Origin of the sequence: uncultured Pseudomonas sp. (assembly GCF_913777995.1) — a bacterium.
GTDB lineage: Bacteria > Pseudomonadota > Gammaproteobacteria > Pseudomonadales > Pseudomonadaceae > Aquipseudomonas.
Map to the genome: position 1 here is coordinate 39,557 of NZ_CAJYVE010000040.1, position 22,517 is coordinate 62,073.

17 protein-coding genes are annotated in these 22,517 nt (G+C 64.0%); 14 read left to right on the top strand and 3 right to left on the bottom strand.

Annotated elements, in window-relative coordinates; translation table 11 throughout:
• Window positions 1–189: 189 nt before the first annotated feature.
• Window positions 190–2,832, top strand: a complete 2,643-nt coding sequence (locus tag QZ497_RS17570; RefSeq protein WP_295477276.1) for a GGDEF and EAL domain-containing protein — start codon at window positions 190–192, stop codon at window positions 2,830–2,832.
• 134 nt (window positions 2,833–2,966) lie between these two features.
• Window positions 2,967–3,614, top strand: a complete 648-nt coding sequence (msrA, locus tag QZ497_RS17575) for a peptide-methionine (S)-S-oxide reductase MsrA (RefSeq protein WP_295477278.1) — start codon at window positions 2,967–2,969, stop codon at window positions 3,612–3,614.
• 322 nt (window positions 3,615–3,936) lie between these two features.
• On the opposite strand, the gene rlmJ is transcribed toward msrA, so the two are convergent.
• Window positions 3,937–4,776 carry a 23S rRNA (adenine(2030)-N(6))-methyltransferase RlmJ gene (gene rlmJ, locus QZ497_RS17580; RefSeq protein ID WP_295477280.1) on the bottom strand — a complete coding sequence of 280 codons (840 nt, stop codon included), beginning with the start codon at window positions 4,774–4,776 and terminating at the stop codon, window positions 3,937–3,939.
• 277 nt (window positions 4,777–5,053) lie between these two features.
• Between rlmJ and QZ497_RS17585 the strand changes: the two genes are divergently transcribed.
• A complete protein-coding gene (locus tag QZ497_RS17585; RefSeq protein ID WP_295477282.1) occupies window positions 5,054–5,314 on the top strand; it encodes a hypothetical protein in 261 nt (86 codons plus the stop codon).
• Window positions 5,315–5,360: 46 nt separating this feature from the next.
• On the opposite strand, the gene QZ497_RS17590 is transcribed toward QZ497_RS17585, so the two are convergent.
• Window positions 5,361–6,464: a GlxA family transcriptional regulator gene (locus tag QZ497_RS17590; RefSeq protein WP_295477283.1), complete on the bottom strand. Its 1,104-nt coding sequence runs from the start codon at window positions 6,462–6,464 to the stop codon at window positions 5,361–5,363.
• Between the two features lie 798 nt (window positions 6,465–7,262).
• Here QZ497_RS17590 and QZ497_RS17595 point away from each other — a divergent pair.
• From QZ497_RS17595 to yccS, 10 genes are all read left to right on the top strand, one after another.
• Entirely contained in the window at window positions 7,263–8,210 is a 948-nt protein-coding gene (locus tag QZ497_RS17595; protein ID WP_295477284.1) for a choline ABC transporter substrate-binding protein, read from the top strand.
• A 63-nt stretch (window positions 8,211–8,273) separates the two neighbouring features.
• Window positions 8,274–9,122, top strand: coding sequence for a choline ABC transporter permease subunit (gene choW, locus QZ497_RS17600; RefSeq protein WP_295477307.1), 849 nt, complete (start codon window positions 8,274–8,276; stop codon window positions 9,120–9,122).
• Window positions 9,119–10,297 (top strand): choline ABC transporter ATP-binding protein, encoded by a 1,179-nt coding sequence (gene choV, locus QZ497_RS17605; protein ID WP_295477286.1) that lies wholly within the window; start codon window positions 9,119–9,121, stop codon window positions 10,295–10,297. Before choW ends, choV begins: the two co-directional genes overlap by 4 nt.
• Before the next feature lie 186 nt (window positions 10,298–10,483).
• Window positions 10,484–11,077, top strand: coding sequence for a transcriptional regulator BetI (gene betI / locus QZ497_RS17610; protein WP_295477288.1), 594 nt, complete (start codon window positions 10,484–10,486; stop codon window positions 11,075–11,077).
• 133 nt (window positions 11,078–11,210) lie between these two features.
• The gene (locus QZ497_RS17615; protein WP_295477289.1) at window positions 11,211–12,653 is read left to right on the top strand and encodes a TldD/PmbA family protein; all 1,443 of its coding nucleotides are present in this window, start codon (window positions 11,211–11,213) and stop codon (window positions 12,651–12,653) included.
• Window positions 12,653–13,978 carry a TldD/PmbA family protein gene (locus tag QZ497_RS17620; RefSeq protein WP_295477290.1) on the top strand — a complete coding sequence of 442 codons (1,326 nt, stop codon included), beginning with the start codon at window positions 12,653–12,655 and terminating at the stop codon, window positions 13,976–13,978. The genes QZ497_RS17615 and QZ497_RS17620 overlap by 1 nt, the downstream gene beginning before the upstream one ends.
• A 12-nt stretch (window positions 13,979–13,990) precedes the next feature.
• On the top strand, window positions 13,991–15,400 hold the full coding sequence (mdtD, locus tag QZ497_RS17625) for a multidrug transporter subunit MdtD (protein WP_295477292.1): 1,410 nt from the start codon (window positions 13,991–13,993) through the stop codon (window positions 15,398–15,400).
• A gap of 134 nt (window positions 15,401–15,534) precedes the next feature.
• Window positions 15,535–16,914, top strand: coding sequence for an ATP-dependent RNA helicase DbpA (dbpA, locus tag QZ497_RS17630; protein ID WP_295477294.1), 1,380 nt, complete (start codon window positions 15,535–15,537; stop codon window positions 16,912–16,914).
• Window positions 16,915–17,065: 151 nt separating this feature from the next.
• Entirely contained in the window at window positions 17,066–18,244 is a 1,179-nt protein-coding gene (locus QZ497_RS17635; RefSeq protein ID WP_295477296.1) for an NAD(P)/FAD-dependent oxidoreductase, read from the top strand.
• 319 nt (window positions 18,245–18,563) lie between these two features.
• On the top strand, window positions 18,564–20,756 hold the full coding sequence (gene yccS / locus QZ497_RS17640; RefSeq protein WP_295477298.1) for a YccS family putative transporter: 2,193 nt from the start codon (window positions 18,564–18,566) through the stop codon (window positions 20,754–20,756).
• Window positions 20,757–20,878: 122 nt separating this feature from the next.
• Here the strand turns inward: yccS and QZ497_RS17645 are convergent, their stop codons facing one another.
• Window positions 20,879–21,616 carry a transporter substrate-binding domain-containing protein gene (locus tag QZ497_RS17645; RefSeq protein WP_295477301.1) on the bottom strand — a complete coding sequence of 246 codons (738 nt, stop codon included), beginning with the start codon at window positions 21,614–21,616 and terminating at the stop codon, window positions 20,879–20,881.
• Between the two features lie 209 nt (window positions 21,617–21,825).
• Here QZ497_RS17645 and QZ497_RS17650 point away from each other — a divergent pair, with 209 nt between their 5' ends.
• Window positions 21,826–22,284: a GNAT family N-acetyltransferase gene (locus tag QZ497_RS17650; protein ID WP_295477303.1), complete on the top strand. Its 459-nt coding sequence runs from the start codon at window positions 21,826–21,828 to the stop codon at window positions 22,282–22,284.
• Window positions 22,285–22,517: the final 233 nt, after the last annotated feature.

Genomic DNA, 22,517 nt, shown 5'->3' on the forward strand with positions numbered 1-22,517 from the left:
CCGTCAGCATGAACCCTGATCGACGACACATGTCCGACAACCTAACGACGGACATATATTCCGGTTACTTTTATAGCACTAAGCCATCGTGCTCTCTTGTAAGGCAGTGCGGCATGATGCAACCTTGCCGGACTTGAAAATAACCAGCGCATTGCCCGCGCGATCAGAATCCGGGAAGCGAGTTTGTTCATGAAAAGCCAGACCGATGCTGCCGGCAGAACGGCAGCCGAGGTAGTGACGCAATTGCCCGTGCCTTCGCGCCTGGGCATGCTGCGTTTCGAGCGGCTTAATGAAGCCAATTGGGCGCTGCTCTATCTGGACCCAGGCTGTGAAAAAACCTTCGGCATGCCGGCGATAGAACTGTGCTCGCTGATCGGCTCGCCCTTCGCCAGCCTGATGGAACCCGAAGCCCGTTATCAGCTGCACGACGACATCCAGCAGCAACTGATCGGCTCTTCCCATTATCTGATCCGCTATACCCTGCACACCGCCCACGGCCCACTCTCGCTGGTGGAGCTTGGCGAAGCCTTCAAGCAGCACAACCGGCACCTGCTGCGCGGCTACTTCATGGTTCTCGACGCACCAGCAGGCGACACCGATGCATCCGCCCTGCCCGAGCGGCGGCCCGGCCCTTACAGCTACGCTGCCCAGCTGGAGCGCGCCCGCGCCCAGCAGGAGCTGATCCTGCGCTTGTCACGCCAACGCTACTCGGCCAACTCCCTGCAGGAAGCGGCGCGGCTGATCACTCGCAGTGCCTGCGAGATCTACGACATCGCCTGCGCCAGCATCTGGAACCTCGACGGCCATCTGTTGAGCGCCGTGACCGAGTACGCCCGGGAAAGCGGCGAACATCGCCTGCCGGCACCGATCGACATCAGCCTGTCGCCGATCTACCACGACGCCCTGCTCAACAGCCGGGCGATCGACGCCTGCGACCTGCATGACCCGCGTATCCAGGACCTGAGCACCGACATGCAGGCACGCGGTGCGACTGCATTGCTCGACGCCAGCATCCGTATCGACGGGCAACTGATCGGCGTGCTGTGCCTGGAGCACACCGGCGGCCAGCGCCAGTGGCTCCCGGATGAAGTGGCCTTCGCCGGGGAGCTGGCCGACCAGTTCGCCCTGGTGCTGAACAACCATAACCGCCGCGCCGCCACCAATGCCCTGTATCTGTTCCAGCGCGCCGTGGAACAGAGCGCCAACGCCTTTCTGCTGGTCAATTGCGACGGCGTGGTCGAGTACGTGAACCCCAGCTTCACGGCGATCACCCAGTACTCCGCCGAAGAAGTGCACGGCCACAAGCTGGCCGAGCTGCCGGCACTGGAGAACCTCAGCAACCTGTTCGATGCGCAGTCCAGCCTGGCCAACAGCAACAGCTGGCAGGGCGAGTTCAAGAGCCGGCGCAAGAACCTGGAGCCCTACTGGGGGCAGCTGTCGATTTCCAAGGTCTATGGCGACAATCGTGAGCTGACCCATTACATCGGCATCTACGAAGACGTCACCCAGAGCAAGCTGGCCCAGCAGCGCATCGAGCGCCTGGCCTATACCGACAACCTGACCAGCCTGGGTAACCGCCCGGCGTTCATCCGCCATCTGGACGAACGCTTCGCGCGTGACAGCGACACGCCGATGAGCCTGCTGCTGGTGGACATCGACAACTTCAAGCGCATCAACGACAGCCTGGGCCACCAGACCGGCGACAAGCTGCTGATCAGCCTGGCGCGCCGCCTGCGCAACACCTTGAGCCCGTCCGACGTACTGGCGCGCTTCGCCAGTAACGAATTCGCCGTACTGCTCGACCAGACCGGCCCCGAGGCCGGGCAGAGCATCGCCAACCAGGTGCTGATGACCCTGGACAAGCCGATGTTCGTCGACAACCAGCTGATCAGCGTCACCGGCTCCGTGGGCCTGGCCTGCGCGCCCCTGCATGGCCGTGATCCGCAGACCCTGATGCGCAACGCCGGCCTGGCGCTGCACAAGGCCAAGGCCAACGGCAAGCATCAGGTGCAGGTGTTCACCGAGGCCTTGAACGCCGAGGCCAGCTACAAGCTGTTCGTCGAGAACAATCTGCGTCGCGCGCTGAGCCAGAGTGAACTGGAAGTCTTCTACCAGCCCAAGCTGTGCCTGCTCTCCGGGCGCCTCACCGGCCTGGAAGCCCTGTTGCGCTGGAAGCACCCGGAAAAGGGCATGATCCGCCCGGACCAGTTCATCAGCGTCGCCGAAGAAACCGGCCTGATCATCCCGATCGGCAAGTGGGTGGTGCGTCAGTCCTGCCAGATGAGCAAGGCCTTGACCGCTGCCGGCTTCGGCCCTTTGCAGGTGGCCATCAACGTCTCGCCCAAGCAGTTCTCCGACCCGGAGCTGGTGTCGTCGATTGCCGCCATTCTCAAGGAAGAGGCGCTGGACCCGTCACTGCTGGAGCTGGAACTGACCGAAGGCTTGCTGCTCGAAGCCACTGACGAAACCCGCCTGCAACTGGACATGCTCAAGCGCCTTGGCCTGTCGCTGGCCATGGACGATTTCGGCACCGGTTACTCGTCGCTGAGCTACCTGAAGAAATTCCCCATCGACGTGCTGAAAATCGACCGCAGCTTCATTCGTGACATTCCGGATGACGAAGGCGACATGGAAATCACCTCGGCGGTGATCGCCATGGCCCACAACCTGAAACTCAAGGTGGTCGCCGAAGGCATCGAGACCGCCGCCCAGCTGACTTTCCTGCGCCGTCATCGCTGTGACGTCGGCCAGGGCTACCTGTTCGACAAGCCCATCCCCAGCGAAGAGCTGATCGAGCGGCTGCACCGTTACCCGCACAAGCCGCTGGCCTGACAGATCTCTCCTGACCGGGTCTTTCCCGACCGGGTCTTTCCTGCCGCTCCGTTCCGGGGCACACTGTGTGTCCGTTTTTTTCAGCGTGCGCCGCCAGCCAGTCTGGCGGCCTGTGCTCTTGAGAGGATCTGCCCATGACCCTGCGCTCGGAAATCCTGGTGAACAAGAACGTATTGCCGACTGCCGAACAAGCCTTGCCGGGCCGCGAGACACCGATGCAGGTGCCGGAACAGCACTTCGTCAACGGCAACCCCCTGCTCGGCCCCTTCCCCGGCAGCGTGGAATTCGCCCTCTTCGGCCTGGGCTGCTTCTGGGGGGCCGAGCGCCGCTTCTGGCAGAAGGAAGGCGTGCACAGCACTGCAGTCGGCTACGCGGGTGGCTTCACCCCCAACCCTACCTACGAAGAAGTCTGCTCGGGCCTGACCGGCCACACCGAGGTGGTGCTGGTGGTCTACGAACCCGAGGTGGTCAGCTACGAAGAGCTGCTGAAGATGTTCTGGGAACTGCACAACCCGACCTCGGGCATGCGCCAGGGCAACGACATCGGCACCCAGTACCGCTCGGCGATCTACTGCACCAAGCCGGAGCAACTGGAAGCCGCACTGGCCAGCAAGGCCCGCTACCAGGCTGAGCTGGACAAGGCCGGACTGGGCGAGATCACCACCGAAATCGCCGAGGCGCCCACCTTCTATTACGCCGAGGCGTATCACCAGCAGTACCTGGCGAAGAACCCGCAGGGCTATTGCGGCATCGGCGGCACCGGCGTGTGCATGCCGGCCTGACCGGCACAGGTCCAGCCGTCATGTGGCTCGGTAATTGGAGCGGCTTTAGCCGCGAAAGCGCCAGGAAATTCAGCGCATCTGTTGTGAACATGCGCTCGCTTCGCGGCTGAAGCCGCTCCTACCCGGTCTGATCGAACTGTATTGGCTTTAGCCGCAATACAGTTCAGTTAGACCGTGGGAGCGAGCTTGCTCGCGAAGGCGGCGTTCACAGCAAACTCAGCGAGTTTGCCAGCTTTTCGCGAGCAAGCTCGCTCCCACAAGCGCAAAGCGCTTAATCGAACAGTATTGGCTTTGGCCGGGATGTTACCGGCCCGGGCGGGTGTTACTCGGCGATCAGCCAGTCCATTTTCCAGCCGCCCTGGGTCTGGCCCAGCTTCTCGGCAAGATACGGCAACAACTCACGCAGCTCTTCTTCCAGACCCCACGGCGGGCTGGCGATGGCCAGGCCGGAGCCGTTGAGGCTGGCCGGGGTCTCCAACGGGTGGACATACAGTTCCACACGCAGCAGCTTCGGCGCGCCGCTCTCGGCCAGGTCCTGGTAGAAACGCTTGAGCTGGCGCGGGTCCTTGATCGGATACCAGATGGCCGCCATGGTCTGGCGCATGCGGCCGATGGCCTCCTTGAGCGCCACGCTGCAACGCTTGAGTTCATCGAGCTGCTCGAAAGGCGGGTCGATCAACATGATCGCGCGCTTCTCGGCCACCGGCAGCAAGGCCCGAGGCACGTGCCAGCCTTCACCCAGATGCACGGCAACGCGGCGGTCATATTTCATGTTGTCCTTGAGCAGCGCACCGTCTTCGGGGTGCTTCTCGTTGAGCAGCACACGGTCCTGCTCACGGCTCAGGCGCCTGGCCAGCTCCGGGGAACCGGGGTAGTAGCGCAGCTCGCCGGTCTTGCGGTTCATGTGGCGCAGCACCTCCATGTAACCGGCCGCCGCCGCTGGCAGGTCGGGCGCGTCCCACAGGCGGCCGATACCCTCGACCCATTCTCCGGTACGCGTCGCTTCGTCACCCTGCAGGTCATAAAGGCCAATGCCGGCATGGGTATCGATGTAGGCGAACGGCTGTTCCTTGCGCGACATCAACGCAATCAGGCGGGTCAGCACGATATGTTTCAAGACGTCGGCATGGTTGCCGGCATGGAAGGCGTGGCGGTAATTCATGGCAGCTCCTGGAAGGCTGCATAGTCTAGCAAACCGCAGGCGCGAAAAGGCCCGGTAAAGCCGTCACAAAACCGGGGCCCGAATTCCGCGGACCGAGGGCGACCAACCACTGGCACCGCATCGGGCAAGCCCAGTGTGCGGCCACGGCCGCAGCAGTGGTTAGCCGAAAACGACGTGTTCTTAGGTAATCTTGCCATCGCCGACACCCAGACTTGCCGGGTCTGCAAAGGCCTTACAGAATCCAGTCATCCCTCTAGATCGGCGAAGGAACAACGTCATGATGCACGCAGACCTGATTGACCAGGACGACCTGATCGGCAAGCTCCGCGCACTGGGCTTCGAAACCCCTTCGGGCGCAACGCCTGAACAGGCCTGCGAGCAGGCCGTGCGCGGCCTGACCGCCGAACGCGCCATCGCCCTGCGCCGCATGGTGGAAAGCATGCTGGGCGGCAGCGCGACCATCCTGCCCGCCGTGCGCCAAGCCATCGACCAGCAGCTGCTGCCGGCCCTGGTGGCCTACAAGCAGAGCCACGCCTGAGCACACGCCCCGCTCGCCGCCCGGCGGCGGGGCACTCCGCGGCAGGTCAGACCCGCACGCTGGCGAAGGTCGACTCGTTGCGCGCCTGATTGAGGGCAGACATCGGCCCCGACAGCGGCGACAGCACCATGGCCTGGGGAATCGGCATCATGGCCACCTGCTGGGCGGTATTGGAACCCACGCGCTCGTCGCGCGGCGGAATGCCGAAGTACTCGCGGTAACACTTGGAGAAGTGCGGCGTGGATACGAAGCCGCATACCGAAGCCACCTCGATGATCGACATGGGGGTCTGCTTGAGCAGTTGCCGCGCGCGGATCAGGCGCAGCTTGAGGTAATAGCGCGACGGTGAGCAGTGCAGGTACTTCTGGAACAGGCGCTCGAGCTGACGACGCGACACCGAGACGTACACGGCCAGTTCGTCGAGGTCGATCGGCTCCTCCAGGTTGGCCTCCATCAGCGCGACGATTTCCTGCAGCTTGGGCTGGTTGGTGCCGAGCATGTGCTTGAGCGGTACGCGCTGGTGGTCCTGCTCGTTGCGGATGCGCTCGTAGACGAACATCTCCGAGATGGCCGCCGACAGCTCGCGGCCATGATCACGGCTGATCAGGTGCAGCATCATGTCCAGTGGCGCGGTGCCCCCCGAACTGGTGAAGCGGTTGCGGTCGAGGGTGAACAGACGGGTACTCATGGTCACCCGCGGGAAAGCTTCCTGCATGGCCGCCAGACATTCCCAGTGCACGCTGCAGTCGAAACCATCGAGCAGGCCGGCACAGGCCAGCGCCCAGCTGCCGGTGCACACGGCGCCCAGGCGACGCGACTGGCGAGCCTGCGACTGCAGCCAGGCGACGTGCTCACGGGTCACGGTGCGCTGGATACCCACGCCACCACAGACGATCACGGTGTCGAGCGCCGGGGCGTCGTTCATCGCGGCATCCGGGGTGATCTGCAGGCCATCGCTGGCCCACACCTGACCACCATCCAGGCTCATGGTGGTCCAGCGGTACAGCTCACGACCGGACAGCTGGTTGGCCATGCGCAGCGGTTCCACCGCCGAGGCCAGGGAGATCAACGTGAAATTATCGAGCAGCAGGAAGCCGATGGACTGGGGTGCGCGGTTCTGGGCAGCTGCCCCGGCATTGAACGAAGTCATCACGGAATCTCCTCACACATGAGCGGTGGGTGGCCTGAAGTCCAGGCTCTCATTCTTATTGCCCTACACAACGGAGGGCTGTACGAAATACAGGGCAATTCCCATGCCTGAAGTTTCCCGAGAGCGACAAAAAACCCGAAAACGACGTCGCTGAGCGTAACTACGACAGCGACCCCTGCGTTCAAAATGCGACAAATCGGACTTTTTATTGAACGGTTGAGCAATTTGGTAGCACTAAGGAGGGGGAAGAAACAGCCTGGCCAGGGTCGGTGTCACTGCCGGCACGCTGCGCCAAAAGAATGCGTTACCGCATTTTGCTGACCCACAGTCGGGCAAGGACTGCCTGCCATCGGCGGCGCCGATTCAACCAGGCTGGAACTTTTCCCAGGAGTGATGGCAGACGCACGGACACATCACGAGCGTTCAGGATCGCTCGACCGCGCGGTTTATCTTCAGATGTTCCCGCCGCACGACAGCGTCCCGCGCCGACGTGCCATTGCCCAACAGCGTCATGCGCGCCATCCCTCGATAATTCGGGGCCTTGCAGCCGTTTTCAGGTACTTCGCGGCGGGCCGGCAGAGGCGACGAGACTGGAAACGACGTCGCACACGCTGGATACGACCCCGCCTGCACTGGTTACGACGCACCCAGTAGGCGTTTTTTTTTCGCTGGTAGATGATCGGACCCGACTCGATCGCAAGGCACCGTGATGGGCTTCTTCCGAAGCCTGGCCCAAGAAAGTCGCGTCATGCTCCCCTGGAAAATGACGACGAGAAGAAGATCACAGGAGCTCACCCCATGAAAGGTTCAAAGTCGTTGCTGTTGGCCGCCATCCTCGGTGCCCCGATGCTGGCTCATGCTGCAGAACCCGAAGCGTGCCACACCGTCAACTTCTCCGATGTCGGCTGGACCGACATTACCGTCACCACCGCCGTGACCAGCGCCGTGCTCGAATCGCTGGGCTACAAGACCAAGACCACCATGATCTCGGTACCGGTGACCTACAAGTCGCTGGCCGAAGGCAAGAACATGGACGTGTTCCTGGGCAACTGGATGCCGACCATGGAAAACGACATCAAGCCTTATCGTGAGGCCGGTACCGTCGACACCGTGCGCGCCAACCTGGAAAACGCCAAGTACACCCTCGCCGTCCCCCAGGCGCTGTATGACAAGGGCCTCAAGGATTTCTCCGACATCGCCAAGTTCAAGAAGGAACTGGACGGCAAGATCTACGGCATCGAGCCAGGCAACGACGGCAACCGCCTGATCCAGAGCATGATCGACAAGGACGCCTTCGGCCTGAAGACCGCCGGCTTCAAGGTCGTCGAGTCCAGCGAGGCCGGCATGCTGTCGCAGGTCGACCGGGCCAATCGTCGCGGCACCGACGTGGTATTCCTCGGCTGGGAACCGCACCCGATGAACACCCGCTTCAAGATCAAGTACCTGACCGGCGGCGACGAGTTCTTCGGCCCCAACTTCGGCCAGGCGACCATCTACACCAACACCCGCAAGGGCTATACCGAGCAGTGCAGCAACGTAGGGCAGCTGCTCAAGAATCTGTCGTTCACCCTGGAAATGGAAAGCACCCTCATGGGCAAGGTCCTGGACGACAAGATGAAGCCAGACGCCGCCGCGCGGCAATGGCTCAAGAGCAACCCGCAGGTGCTCGACACCTGGCTGGCCGGCGTCACCACCGTCGACGGCAAGCCAGGGCTGGACGCCGCCAAGGCCAAGCTCACCCAGTAATACCCTGGAAACCAGGCTCTCCGGGCCTGCCGCCTTCAATCTTCACGCAAGCGGACACCCGATATCATGTTGACTGACCACAAGCTACCCCTGGGCGAGTACATTGCCGCCTTCGTCGACTGGCTGATTCGCCATGGGGCCAGCTATTTCGACGCCATCGCCTCCTTTCTGGAAATGATGATCCACGGCCTCACGTTTTCCCTGGCCTGGTTCAACCCGTACGTGCTGATCGGCCTGATCGCCGCATTGACACACTTCATCCAGCGCAAGTGGGGGCTGACCGTCTTCGTCATCCTGTCGTTCCTGCTGATCCTCAATCTGCATTACTGGCAGGAAACCCTGGAAACCCTCGCACAGGTACTGTTCGCGACCCTTGTGTGCGTGGTCATCGGCGTGCCCTTGGGCATCGTCGCGGCCCACAAGCCCTGGTTCTACACGATGATGCGTCCGCTGCTCGACCTGATGCAGACCGTGCCGACCTTCGTGTACCTGATCCCCACCCTGACCCTGTTCGGCCTCGGTGTGGTACCTGGCCTGATTTCCACGGTGGTGTTCGCCATCGCGGCGCCTATCCGTCTCACCTACCTGGGCATTCGTGACGTGCCCACCGAACTGCTCGATGCCGGCAAGGCCTTCGGTTCGTCGCAGCGGCAACTGCTGACCCGCATCGAACTGCCCTACGCGATGCCAAGCATCGCCGCCGGTATCACCCAATGCATCATGCTTTCGCTGTCGATGGTGGTGATCGCCGCCCTGGTGGGCGCCGACGGCCTGGGCAAGCCCGTGGTCAACGCACTGAATACCGCCGATATCGCTGTCGGTTTCGAAGCCGGTCTGGCAATCGTCCTGCTGGCAATCATGCTCGACCGTATCTGCAAACAACCAGAACCCAAGGCAGGACCCGACGCATGAGCATCATCAAATTCGAAAACGTCGACGTCATCTTCCACAAGGACCCGCGTGACGCGCTCAGACTCCTGGACCAGGGCAAGACACGCGGTGAAATCCTCAAGGAACTGGGCCAGATCGTCGGGGTTGAAAAAGCCAACCTGGAAATCAACAAGGGCGAGATCTGCGTACTGATGGGCCTGTCCGGCTCGGGCAAGTCCAGCCTGTTGCGCTGCATCAACGGCCTGAACACCGTGAGCCGCGGTTCGCTGTTCGTCGAACACGAAGGCTCGAAGATCGACATCGCCAACTGCACCGCGGCCGAGCTGAAAATGATGCGCACCAAGCGTATCGCCATGGTGTTCCAGAAGTTCGCCCTGATGCCCTGGCTGACGGTGCGCGAGAACATCAGCTTCGGCCTGGAAATGCAGGGCCGCCCCGAGAAGGAGCGGCGCAAGCTGGTGGACGAGAAACTCGAGCTGGTGGGGCTGACCCAGTGGCGCAACAAGAAGCCCGACGAGCTGTCCGGTGGCATGCAGCAGCGCGTCGGCCTGGCCCGTGCGCTGGCCATGGACGCTGACATCCTGCTGATGGACGAGCCGTTCTCGGCCCTCGACCCGCTGATCCGCCAGGGCCTGCAGGACGAACTGCTGGGCCTGCAGAAGAAACTGAGCAAGACCATCGTGTTCGTCAGCCACGACCTGGACGAAGCGCTCAAGCTGGGCAGCCGCATCGCCATCATGAAGGATGGCCGCATCGTCCAGTACAGCGTGCCGGAAGACATCGTGCTCAACCCGGCCGACGAGTACGTGCGCAACTTCGTGGCCCACACCAATCCGCTCAACGTGCTTTGCGGCCGCAGCCTGATGCGCAGCCTGGACAACTGCAAGCGCATCAACGGCTCGGTATGCCTGGACCCGGGCGGCGACTCCTGGATCGACCTGGGCGAAGGCAACGTGATCAAGGGCGTACGCCAGGGCGAGGCGCCGCTCGCGGTGCAGAACTGGCAGCCTGGACAGGATGTCGCGCAGCTGGAGCGTCGCCCGACCGTGGTCGACTCCAACATCGGCATGCGTGACGCCCTGCAGATCCGCTACCACACCGGCAACAAGCTGGTGCTGCAGGACGGTAGCAAAGTGGTAGGCATTCTCGGTGACACCGAGCTGTACCACGCCCTGCTTGGCAAGAACCACGGCTGATTCCGTGGCCCCTGGGCCGCCGCGCTCGCCGGACGCAATGTCCGCTGCGGGCCGGCGGCCCCTCCCTCCGGCCTGCGCCACTTGTGACTTTTTCCAGTCCCCACCGCCTTTATTGATTTATCGATCAGTCAAAAAAAACTAGACTGCGAGCCCGTGTCCCTCCAGCAAGTCAGGAGACAGCGCTTCATGCCCAAGGTCGGAATGCAACCCATTCGTCGCCAACAACTGATCCAGGCCACCCTGTCGGCCATCGATCAGGTGGGCATGGGTGACGCCAGCATTGCCCTGATCGCGCGCCTGGCCGGGGTTTCCAACGGCATCATCAGCCATTACTTCAAGGACAAGAACGGGCTGATCGAGGCGACCATGCGTCACCTCATGAACGCCCTGAGCGCGAACACCGCCGCACGCCGCCGGGCACTGAGCGACGACAGCCCGCGCGCTCACCTGCGGGTCATCATCGAAGGCAACTTCGACGTCAGCCAGGTCAACGGCCCGGCCATGAAAACCTGGCTGGCCTTCTGGGCGACCAGCATGCACCACGCCTCGCTGCACCGCCTGCAACGCATCAACGACCACCGCCTGTACTCCAACCTGTGCTGCCAGTTCCGCCGCGCCATGCCGGTCGACCAGGCGCGCAGCGCCGCCCGTGGCCTGGCCGCACTGATCGACGGCTTGTGGCTGCGTGGTGCGCTGTCTGGCGACGCGTTCGACACCGACCAGGCGCAACGCATCGCCTGTGAGTACATGGACCTGCAGCTGAGCAAGACCGGCGCCTGAGCCTACTCCCGATAGGTCGGCCAACCCTGTGGGACCGGCTTCAGCCGGGAAGCCTTTGGCGGTTCAGGCCCCTCCCACAGGCATGGGCTGGCGCGCTATGCTCGGCAACAGCCCACAAGGAGCTTCAGGCCGCATGTTCGACTTCCATGCCACGCTCAAGCAGCGTTTCGCTGCCCTGCGCAGTGATGCGCCATTCTTCTCGATCCGCCACGTGCGGCGTACCCAGCAGCAGTTGTCGGTACGCCGCAACGTCGCCCAGCCGCTGTCGCTGGGCGAAGACCAGGGCGCCATGCTCACGGTGCGCCTGAACGGCGTGGAAGCCTATGCGGCCACCCACGACCTCTCGCAACATGGCCTGCAGGCCGCCCTGGAGCGCGCCGAAACCCTGGCCCGCCATCTTGCCCGCCATGCCCTGCTGGATCTGCGCGACTACCCGGTGGTCAGCGCCCAGGCCGACTACCTGTCGCCGCACCTCGACGAGCCCTTCCCGACACCTGGCGAAGCCTTGCAACTGCTGCTGGAAGAGTCTGCCGCCGTACCCCGCGACGAACGCCTGGTCGACTGGCAGGCCAGCCTGGGCCTGGAAAGCGTCGAGCAGATCTACCTCAACAACGCCGGTGCACAACTGCGCCAGGCCCAGCGCTTCGTCTATCCGGGCCTGAGCGTCACCGCCTGGGACGGCCACGACAGCCAGACCCGCAGTCTGGGCGGCAGCAACTTCGGCCAGCAGGGCGGCGCGGAAATCATCCGCCGCAGCGGCCTGCTCGGCGCCGCGCCGCGGGTGGCCGACGAGGCCCTGCAACTGGTCATGGCGCCCAACACGCCCAGCGGCCCACGCGACCTGCTGCTGATGCCCGACCAGATGATCCTGCAGATCCACGAATCCATCGGCCACCCGCTGGAGCTGGACCGCATTCTCGGTGACGAGCGCAACTACGCCGGCACCAGCTTCGTGAAAGCCGAAGACTTCGGCACCCTGCAGTACGGCTCGGCACTGCTCAACGTGACCTTCGATCCGGAGATTCCCGAGCAACTGGCCAGCTACAGTCACGACGACGACGGCAGCCCGGCCAGCAAGCAGTACCTGATTCGCAACGGCGTGCTGCAACGGCCGCTGGGCGGGGCCTTGTCGCAATACCGTAGCGGCCTGCCCGGGGTGGCCAATAGCCGGGCCTGCAACTGGAACCGCGCGCCCATCGACCGCATGGCCAACCTCAACATCGAGCCGGGCGAGCGCTCCTTCGCGCAGCTGGTGGCCGGTATCGAACGCGGCATCCTGATGGCCACCAATCGCTCCTGGTCCATCGACGATGCACGCAACAAATTCCAGTTCGGCTGCGAGTGGGGCCAGTTGATCGAAGACGGCCAGCTCAAGGGCGTGGTCAAGAACCCCAACTACCGCGCCGTCTCCGCGCAGTTCTGGCGCAGCCTGAGCGCAGTGGGCGATGCCAGTACCTTCGAGGTGCTCGGCACGCCCAATTGCGGCAAGGGCGAACCCAACCAGGTGGTGCGGGTCGGCCACGCCTCGCCGGCCTGCGTGTTCGACGCCGTGGACGTATTCGGAGGAGACGCCTGATGGACCGTCAGCAACAATTCGAAGCCCTGGTGGCGGTGCTGCGGGCGGGTGTCGCAGACGGTGAGCAGTTCACCCTGGCCTACGACGCCGAAGCCTCGGACTTCATTCGCTTCAACCACGGCCAGGTGCGCCAGGCCGGGCACGTGCAGCAGGCCAGTGTCAGCCTCAAGCTGATCGTCGGTGCCCGACACGCCGATCTGAACCTGACCCTGGCGGACGACCCGGACGAAGACCGCCTGCGCCTGCAAGGCGGGCTGCGCCAGTTGCGCGCCACCCTGCCCCTGTTACCCGATGACCCTTACCTGCTGCCCAATACCGAGGCCTGGAGCAGCGAGAGCTGGCAGACCGCCGCGCTGCCCGACAGCGCCACCGTGGTGTCGCGCATCGGCGAACTGGCCCGTGGCCTGGACCTGGTGGGCATCTATGCGGCCGGGCCGATCTATCGCGGCTTCGCCAGCTCGTGGGGCGCCATGGGCTGGCACCAGGCCAATAGCTTCAATTTCGACTGGAGCCTGTTCCACGCCAACGGCCAGGCGGTGAAGGCCAACTATGCCGGTCTGCATTGGGACGACGCGGTGTTCAGCCGCCAGTTCGAACAGGCCCGTGAGCAACTGCACTACCTCGGCCTGCCCGCAATCACCCTGCCCCCCGGCCAGTACCGGGCCTACCTGGCTCCTGCGGCCATGGACGAGATTCTCGGCATGCTGGCCTGGGGTGGCTTCTCTGCCCAGGCCATCGCCAGCAAGCGCAGCCCGTTGCAGCGCCTGTATGACGGCGAGGCAAGCTTCAACCCGGCGTTCAGCCTCAGCGAGGCGGTCAGCGGGTCGCTGTCAACGGCGTTCTCCCGCGAGGGCTACCCACGCCGCGACCTGCAACTGATCCGCGCCGGGCAGGCCGGCGAGCGGCTGGTGGACTCCAGCAGCGCCGCCGAGTACCAGCTGGCGGCCAACGGCGCCAATGCCGGCGAGTGGCCCAGCGCCTTGAGCCTGGCGGCGGGCGACCTGGAGCAAGGCGAGATTCTTCAACGCCTGGGCACCGGCCTGTACATCGGCAACCTCTGGTACCTGAACTTCTCCGACCTGCCGGCGGCGCGCCTGACCGGCATGACCCGTTTCGCAACCTTCTGGGTCGAGGACGGTCGGATCAAGGCACCGGTCAACACCATGCGTTTCGACGACAGCGCCTACAGCCTGCTGGGCGAGCAGCTCGAAGCCCTGACCCGCGAACGCGAGCTGATGCTCTCCACCAGCACCTACGAGCAGCGCCAGACCTCGTCGAGCCACCTGCCCGGTGCCCTGATCAATCGACTGACCCTCACGCTGTAATAAAGGCCGCGGATGACCACTTCGACGCCCCTGCTGGACGACAAGACCCTGCGCTGGATGCCCTGGGTGATTGCCATTGCCTTCTTCATGCAAAGCCTGGACGGCACCATCCTCAACACGGCCCTGCCGTCCATGGCCCACTCGCTGCAAGAAGACCCGCTGCGCATGCAGTCGGTGATCATCGCCTACATGCTGACCATCGCCCTGCTGATCCCGGCCTCCGGATGGATCGCCGACCGCTTCGGCATCAAGCGCATCTTTTTCAGCGCCATCCTGCTGTTCAGCCTTGGTTCGCTGCTGTGCGCCATCTCCTGGAACCTCAACATGCTGGTCGGCTCGCGCATCATCCAGGGCCTGGGCGGTGCACTGATGCTGCCCATCGGGCGGCTGATCGTGCTGCGCGCCTACCCGCGTTCGGAGCTGGTGCGGATCATGAGCTTCATCACCGTACCCGGCCTGCTCGGCCCGCTGCTGGGTCCGACCCTGGGCGGCTGGCTGGTCGAGATCGCCAGCTGGCACTGGATCTTCCTGCTCAACATTCCGGTAGGCATCCTCGGCTGCTACGCCGTCAAGCACTACATTCCCGACCTGCCCGGCGGCGGGCGGACGCGCTTCGATACCGTGGGTTTCATGCTGTTCGGCGCGGCCATGCTGCTGATCACCATCGCGCTGGAGGGCCTGGGCGAGCTGAACCTGCCGCACCTGCGCGTGGTCCTGCTGCTGTTCGCCGGCATGGGTTGCCTGGCCGCCTACTGGCTGCGCGCCGGGCACGTGGAAGCACCGCTGTTCGCCCCCGACCTGTTCCGTACCCGCACCTTCGCCGTGGGCATTCTAGGCAACCTGTTCTCGCGCCTGGGCAGCGGAGCGCTGCCCTTCCTGATGCCGCTGTTGTTACAGGTCGCTCTGGGCTACTCGCCGTCGCAGGCCGGCATGAGCATGCTGCCCCTGGCCGCCGCCGGCATGTTCGCCAAGACCATCGCCCGCTGGCTGATCGACGCCCTGGGCTACCGCATCATTCTCACCGGCAATACCTTGCTGCTCGGCCTGCTGCTGGCCAGCCTGGCGCTGGTCGACGCACAGACACCGTACTGGGTGTTGCTGGTTCTGCTGGCCCTGCTGGGCGCGGTGAACTCGCTGCAATTCACCGCGATGAACACCGTGACCCTGATCGACCTGGACGACGCCAGCGCCGCCAGCGGCAACAGCCTGCTGTCGGTGGTCGCACAGTTGGCCCTGAGCCTGGGCGTGGCCTGCGCGGCGGCGCTGCTGGGCGGTTTCAGCAGCGATATCGGCAGCGGCACCACCGACGTGCTGGGCGCGTTCCAGTTGACCTTCCTCAGCGTCGGCGTGCTCTCGGTGTTCGCGGCAGGAATTTTCCTGCAGTTGCCGGCCCGGGCCGCCAAGAGCATCCCGCATGCCTGAGCACTGAGGCGCAACAGAGGCTGATCGAATCAGGCCGCAGGCAAGCGGCGGGGTACTTGCCTGTCGGGCCGGGGCATTAAGCGCCCCGGCGATTTGCTACACTACGCGGCATTTTGCTTCTCAGGCCCGCCGTCGTGACCCAAACCGCTTTCAACACCCTGCCCCTTTCCGCCGCCATGCTGGCCAACCTGGAGTCGCTGGGCTACGCCAGCATGACGCCGATCCAGGCACAGAGCCTGCCGGTGATTCTCAAGGGCAAGGACCTGATCGCCCAGGCCAAGACCGGCAGTGGCAAGACCGCCGCTTTCGGCATCGGCCTGCTGAATCCGATCAACCCGCGCTTCTTCGGTTGCCAGGCCCTGGTGATGTGCCCGACTCGCGAGCTGGCCGACCAGGTGGCCAAGGAAATCCGTCGCCTGGCGCGTGCCGAGGACAACATCAAGGTCCTGACCCTGTGCGGCGGCGTGCCGTTCGGCCCACAGATCGGCTCTCTGGAGCACGGAGCGCACATCATCGTCGGCACACCGGGGCGCATTCAGCAGCACCTGAGCAAGGGCACGCTGAAGCTCGACGGCCTCAACACCCTGGTGCTCGATGAAGCCGACCGCATGCTCGACATGGGCTTCTACGACTCCATCGCCGACATCATCGGCCAGACCCCCAAGCGCCGGCAGACCCTGCTGTTCTCGGCCACCTACCCCGAGGGCATCCAGCAACTGGCGTCGACCTTCCTGCGCGACCCGACCACGGTCAAGGTCGAAGCGCTGCACGACGACACGCAGATCGAGCAGATCTTCTACGAAATCGCGCCCAACCAGCGCCTGGACGCCGTGGTGCGGGTCCTCAACCATTTCCAACCGGTGTCCTGCGTGGCGTTCTGCTTCACCAAGCAGCAGGTCCAGGATGTGGTCGACCACTTGGGCGCCAAGGGCATCTCGGCGGTCGCCCTGCACGGTGATCTGGAACAGCGCGACCGCGACCAGGTGCTGACGCTGTTCGCCAACCGCAGCACCTCGGTGCTGGTGGCCACCGACGTGGCGGCACGCGGCCTGGACATCGACGCGCTGGACATGGTGATCAACGTCGAGCTGGCGCGTGATGCGGAAAACCACATCCACCGCATTGGCCGTACCGGTCGCGCCGGCGAGAAGGGCTTGGCGGTCAGCCTGGTGTCGCCGGCGGAAAGCCACCGCGCCCGAGCCATCGAAGAACTGCAGGACGGCGCGTTGAACTGGCAGCAGTACGACGAGCTGAGCAGCAAGGGCGGCGCCAAGCTGCTCGCGCCGATGACCACCCTGTGCATCGCCTCGGGGCGCAAGGACAAGCTGCGCCCCGGCGACATTCTCGGCGCGTTGACCGGCGAGGCAGGATTGCCAGGCAAGCAGGTGGGCAAAATCGCGATCTTCGACTTCCAGGCCTACGTGGCCGTGGAGCGTGACGTGGCCAAACAGGCGCTGGAGCGTCTGAACAAGGGCAAGATCAAGGGCAAGTCGCTGCGCGTGCGGATTGTCTGATAACCGCCATAGAGGCTGAACCTGTGGGAGCGAGCTGGCTCGCGAAAGCCTCACCGAGACGTCCTGTTCTCAATGGCCTCTTCGCGACCAGGGCCGCTCCCACAGCCAGTTTTGGAAACTTCTGCATCGCTCCCCACGAGAGGAATTCGCTGTGCCCGCAACAGACGTTGTCATCATCGGCGCCGGCGCCGCCGGCCTGATGTGTGCCCTGACTGCCGCTGCCCGCGGCCGCCGGGTGATGGTCATCGACCACGCCAATAAACCGGGCAAGAAGATCCTCATGTCCGGTGGCGGGCGCTGCAACTTCACCAATATGTACACCGAGCCGGCCAATTTCCTGTCGCAGAACCCGCACTTCTGCAAATCGGCGCTGGCCCGCTACACCCAGTGGGACTTCATCGACCTGGTGCTGCGCAACGGCGTGCCGTATCACGAGAAGAAACTCGGCCAACTGTTCTGCGACAACAAGTCCAGCGACATCCTGCAGATGCTGCTGGATGAGTGCGACAAGGCCGGTGCCAGCCTGCACATGGACACCTCGGTGCAGCAGATCGACAAGACCGACAGCGGCTACCGCCTGCAGACCACCCTGGGCACGCTGACGTGTACCTCGCTGGTGATCGCCACCGGCGGGCTGTCGATCCCGACCCTGGGCGCCACCGGTTTCGGCTACCAGGTCGGCCAGCAGTTCGGCCATCGCTTGCTGCCAACCCGCGCCGGGCTGGTGCCCTTCACCATCACCGACCAGCTCAAGACGCTGTGTGGCGAGCTGTCCGGTACTTCGGTGGACTGCCTGGTGAGCTGCAACGACACCAGCTTTCGCGAGAACATCCTGTTCACCCACCGTGGGCTGAGCGGCCCGGCGATATTGCAGATCTCCTCGTTCTGGCAGGCGGGCGACACGGTGCACATCAACCTGCTGCCCGACCGCGATGCCCACGAATGGCTCAAGCAGCAACAGGCCGAACGCCCCAACAGCGAGCTGAAGACCCTGCTGGGTGAAGTCTTCACCAAGAAAATGGCCACCCTGCTGGCCGAGCAGTGGTTCACCTCGAAGCCCATGAAGCAGTACACCCACGCCGAGCTGGCGAGCATCGCCGAAAAACTGGCGGACTGGCAGGTGGTGCCGGCCGGTACCGAGGGTTACCGCACCGCCGAAGTGACCCTGGGCGGCATCGACACCCGCGAGGTGTCGTCCAAGACCATGGAGTCGCTGAAGTCGCCTGGGTTGTACTTTATCGGCGAGGTGCTGGACGTCACGGGCCACCTGGGTGGCTTCAACTTCCAGTGGGCCTGGGCCTCTGGCTACGCAGCCGCGCAGTACGTCTAACCCCGATACCGGTCAGTTAGACCGTGGGAGCGAGCTTGCTCGCGAAGGCGGCGTCAACTTCACAGCAGATAGCGACGTTGCCAGTTTTTCGCGAGCAAGCTCCCACAAAGCCACAAAGCGCTTGATAGAACAATATTGCGGCCAAAGCCGCTACCTGCCTGGCCTTAGTGAGCGACACTGCGCTCAGCCCCGCTGACTGTTCACCCGGGAACTTGTACGCGCGGAACAAATCTTGCTATGCCGATGTACAGCGTTACCGGGGCGCTGTACATCCTCTGCTTCTGCCCGTTCACCTGCGAAAAAGGCCGTCAGCGCATTCATGGCATCGAAATCCCTGAGTCATACCTTCCGCCGCCTGTGGGCACAGGACAAGTTCGCCTACAGCATTCGGGTGTTCATCGCCCTGACCGGCAGCATGGCGCTGTGCTGGTACCAGAACGAAATGGGCCTGCTGATTCCGCTGTTCCTCGGCATTATCGCCAGCGCCCTGGCCGAGACCGACGACAACTGGCAAGGCCGCCTCAATGCCTTGGCGGTGACCCTGGTGTGCTTCAGCATTGCCGCACTGGCCGTGGAGCTGCTGTTTCCCTACCCCTGGCTGTTCGTCGTGGCCCTGGCGCTGGCCAGCTTCTGCCTGACCATGCTCGGCGCCTTGGGCGAGCGCTACGGGGCGATTGCCTACGGCACGCTGATTCTCTCGGTGTACACCATGATCGGCGTCGACCAGCGCGGCGGCGAAGTGCTGGATTTCTGGCACGAGCCCATGCTGCTGGTCGCCGGTGCAGCCTGGTACGGGCTGCTGTCGGTGGTCTGGCAGCTGCTGTTCTCCAACCAGCCGGTGCAACAGGCGCTGGCGCGGCTGTTCCGTGAGCTGGGCCTGTACCTGAAGCTCAAGTCCAGCCTGTTCGAGCCGATCCGCACCCTGGACGTCGAGGCCCGACGCATCGAGCTGGCCCAGCAGAACGGCAAGGTGGTCGCAGCGCTCAACGCCACCAAGGAGATCATCCTGCACCGGGTCGGCAGCAGTCGGCCCGGCTCCAAGGTCAGCCGCTACCTGAAGCTGTACTTCATCGCCCAGGACATCCACGAGCGCGCCAGCTCGTCGCACTACCCCTACAACTCGCTGGCCGAGGCCTTCTTCCACAGCGACGTGCTGTTCCGCTGCCAGCGTCTGCTGCGCCAGCAGGGCTCGGCCTGTCAGGCGCTGTCCGAATCCATCCAGATGCGTCAGCCATTCATCTACGACGCCAACTTCGCCGAAGCCATGGAAGACCTGCGCGCCTCCCTGGAGCACCTGCGCCTGCAGAGCAACCCGGCCTGGCGCAGCCTGCTGCGCTCGCTGCGTGCCCTGGCCGCCAACCTGGAGACCCTTGACCGGTTGATCAGCGACGCCAGCAACCCCGACGCCGTGGCCGACGCCCGCGACAGCAGCCTGCTGGACCGCTCGCCGCGCAATCTCAAGGATGTGTGGAACCGCCTGCGTACACAGATGACCCCCACCTCACTGCTGTTCCGCCACGCCTTGCGCCTGCCCCTGGCGCTCTCGGTGGGCTATGCCATGGTGCACCTGATCCACCCGGCCAACGGCTACTGGATCATCCTCACCACGGTGTTCGTCTGTCAGCCCAGCTATGGCGCCACACGCATCAAGCTCGGTCAGCGGATCGTCGGCACGGCCATCGGCCTGGTGGCCGGCTGGGCGCTGTTCGGGCTGGTCACCAGCCCGATCCTGCAGTCGATGTGTGCGGTATTGGCGGGGGTGGTGTTCTTCGTCAACCGCACCACCCGCTATACCCTGTCCACGGCAGCGATCACGGTGATGGTGCTGTTCTGCTTCAACCAGGTTGGCGATGGCTACGGCCTGCTGCTGCCGCGGCTGTTCGATACCCTGCTGGGTAGCCTGATTGCCGGCCTGGCCGTGGCGCTGTTCCTGCCCGACTGGCAGGGTCGGCGGCTGAACAAGGTGCTGGCCAACACCCTGGCGTGCAACAGCCTGTACCTGCGGCAGATCATGCAGCAATACGCCCAGGGCAAGAGCGACGACCTGGCCTACCGCCTGGCGCGGCGCAACGCCCACAACGCCGACGCCGCGCTGTCCACCACGCTGGCCAACATGCTCAAGGAACCCGGTCACTTCAGGAAAGAGGCCGACGTGGGCTTTCGCTTCCTGGTGCTGTCCCACACTTTGCTCAGCTACTTGTCCGGCCTGGGCGCGCACCGCGACACGCAACTGCCGCCCACGGTGCACGAACACCTGATCGACGGCGCCGGCGCGACCGTGGCGGCCAGCCTGGAAGAAATCGCCCAGGCCCTGGCCGAGCGCCAGCCCGTGGCGGTGCAGAGCGACGACGAGGAAGCCCTGGCCACCGAGCTGGAGCAGATTCCCGATGACATGGAAGAAAGCCAGCGCCTGGTGCAGACCCAGCTGGCGCTGATCTGTCGGCAACTGGCGCCGCTGCGCACCCTGGCGGCGCACCTGGTCAAGCAGGGCGAGCCGGCTGTAGAGGCCTGATCCCTTGAAGGCCATGCCGGTCGGCATGGCTGGCGGGGTGGCGGCTTCAGCCGCGAGGCATCCGCATGTTCACAGCAGATGCACTGAATGTCCTGGCGGCTAAAGCCGCCATCAGGACTGCGTCAAAAACCATGGCGGCGCAACAAGGCCTGGTAGCTGCCATCGGCTTTCATCGCCGCAATCGCCGCGTCGAAACGTTGGACGATCCGCGCATGATCGGGGTGCTTGAGGCTGACGAGGATGTGCAAACTGTTCTCGGCCAAGGGCATCGGCATGAACTCCAGCGCGTCACGCACCGAGGCATCTTCCACGGCCAACTGATGACGGGCGACGAATTCGTCTTCCAGGGTCAGATCGATGCGCCCCGCCGCCAGCATGCGCACCGCCATGGAGAAGTCCACGACCGGAACCTTGTGCAGGCTGGGGTCCTCATCGAATGACGGGGAATAGGCGTAGCCCCTGACCACCCCAATAGCGTGGCGGTGCAGCATGGATGGGGTCCACTCGCTGAACAGCGCGTCCCGGCGCTTGACGAAGAGGATGCGGTTGACCAGGTACTCGGCGGAAAACTGGCCGATTCGGGTGCGCTCTTCGGTGTACCAGGCGTTCACCAGCACATCGTAGCGCCCCTCGGCCACGCCGCGCAGCGCCCTGGCCCAGGGCACCTGTTCGTAGGAAGAGGCATAGCCGGCCCTGGCCAGTGCCGTACTGACGATATCGGTGGCCAGGCCACCATTGAGCAAACCGGCGTCGGTGAAAGGCGCCCAGGAATCACCCACCAGGCGCAGGCGCTCTGCCGCTTCGCCCGGCCCTGCCAACAGCAGTCCTACCATCCCTATGGCCCGAATCCATCGAGGCATGCTCAATTCCCTAATTGGTCGGTGGCTTCCAAACCACTCACCGGCAGACTGCAGGAACGTCTGCCGGGTTCACGGATGCTACCAATCCACCCAGCCACCTGCCTATGTCCACAACGACTTTAAACAGCCGAGCCGCGCAGGGAGGGATTGATTGGGAATGCAGCGCGATGGGTTTAGAATCCGCGAAGGTTTATCTCCGAGTCAGCGACATGTCTATCAAATGGATCTGCAAACACCATACCGACCTGACCCTCGAACAGCTGTATGCGGTTCTGCGCCTGCGTGCCGAGGTGTTCGTAGTCGAACAGCAGTGCGTCTATCAGGATGTCGATGGCCTGGACCTGATCGGAGACACCTGTCATGTGCTGGGTATGCAGGAGGGCCAGCTGGTCGCCTACCTGCGCCTGCTGGACCCGATCCAGCAGAATGGCGACGTGACCATCGGCCGCGTGGTCACCGCCCCGGCGATCCGCAAGAAAGGCCTGGGCCATGAACTGATGGAGCAGGCCCTGGAACAGGCCGAGCGCAAGTGGCCGGATCAACCCATCTACCTTTCCGCCCAGGCCCATCTGCAGGGCTACTACAGCCGCTATGGCTTCAACCCGGTGGGCGAGGTGTATCTGGAAGATGGCATCCCGCACATCGGCATGCGCCGCGACCTGGAGTAAGCGCGGCACACCCCGCTCACGCCGGGAGCGGCTTTAGCCGCAATACTGATCTTTTAGACCAAAGCAATCCGATCTGGCGTCGCTTTTGCTTTTCGAGCACAGCTCTCACAGACGCCGCAAAACGCGACTTCGGTGCAGGCCGAGTGGAGGTGTCATGGAAGGGGGTAAGCCGGCAGGGAAGCCGGCTTAGGCGCACTGGGCCAGGGACGGCCCATTGCGCCGGCCCCCTGGAA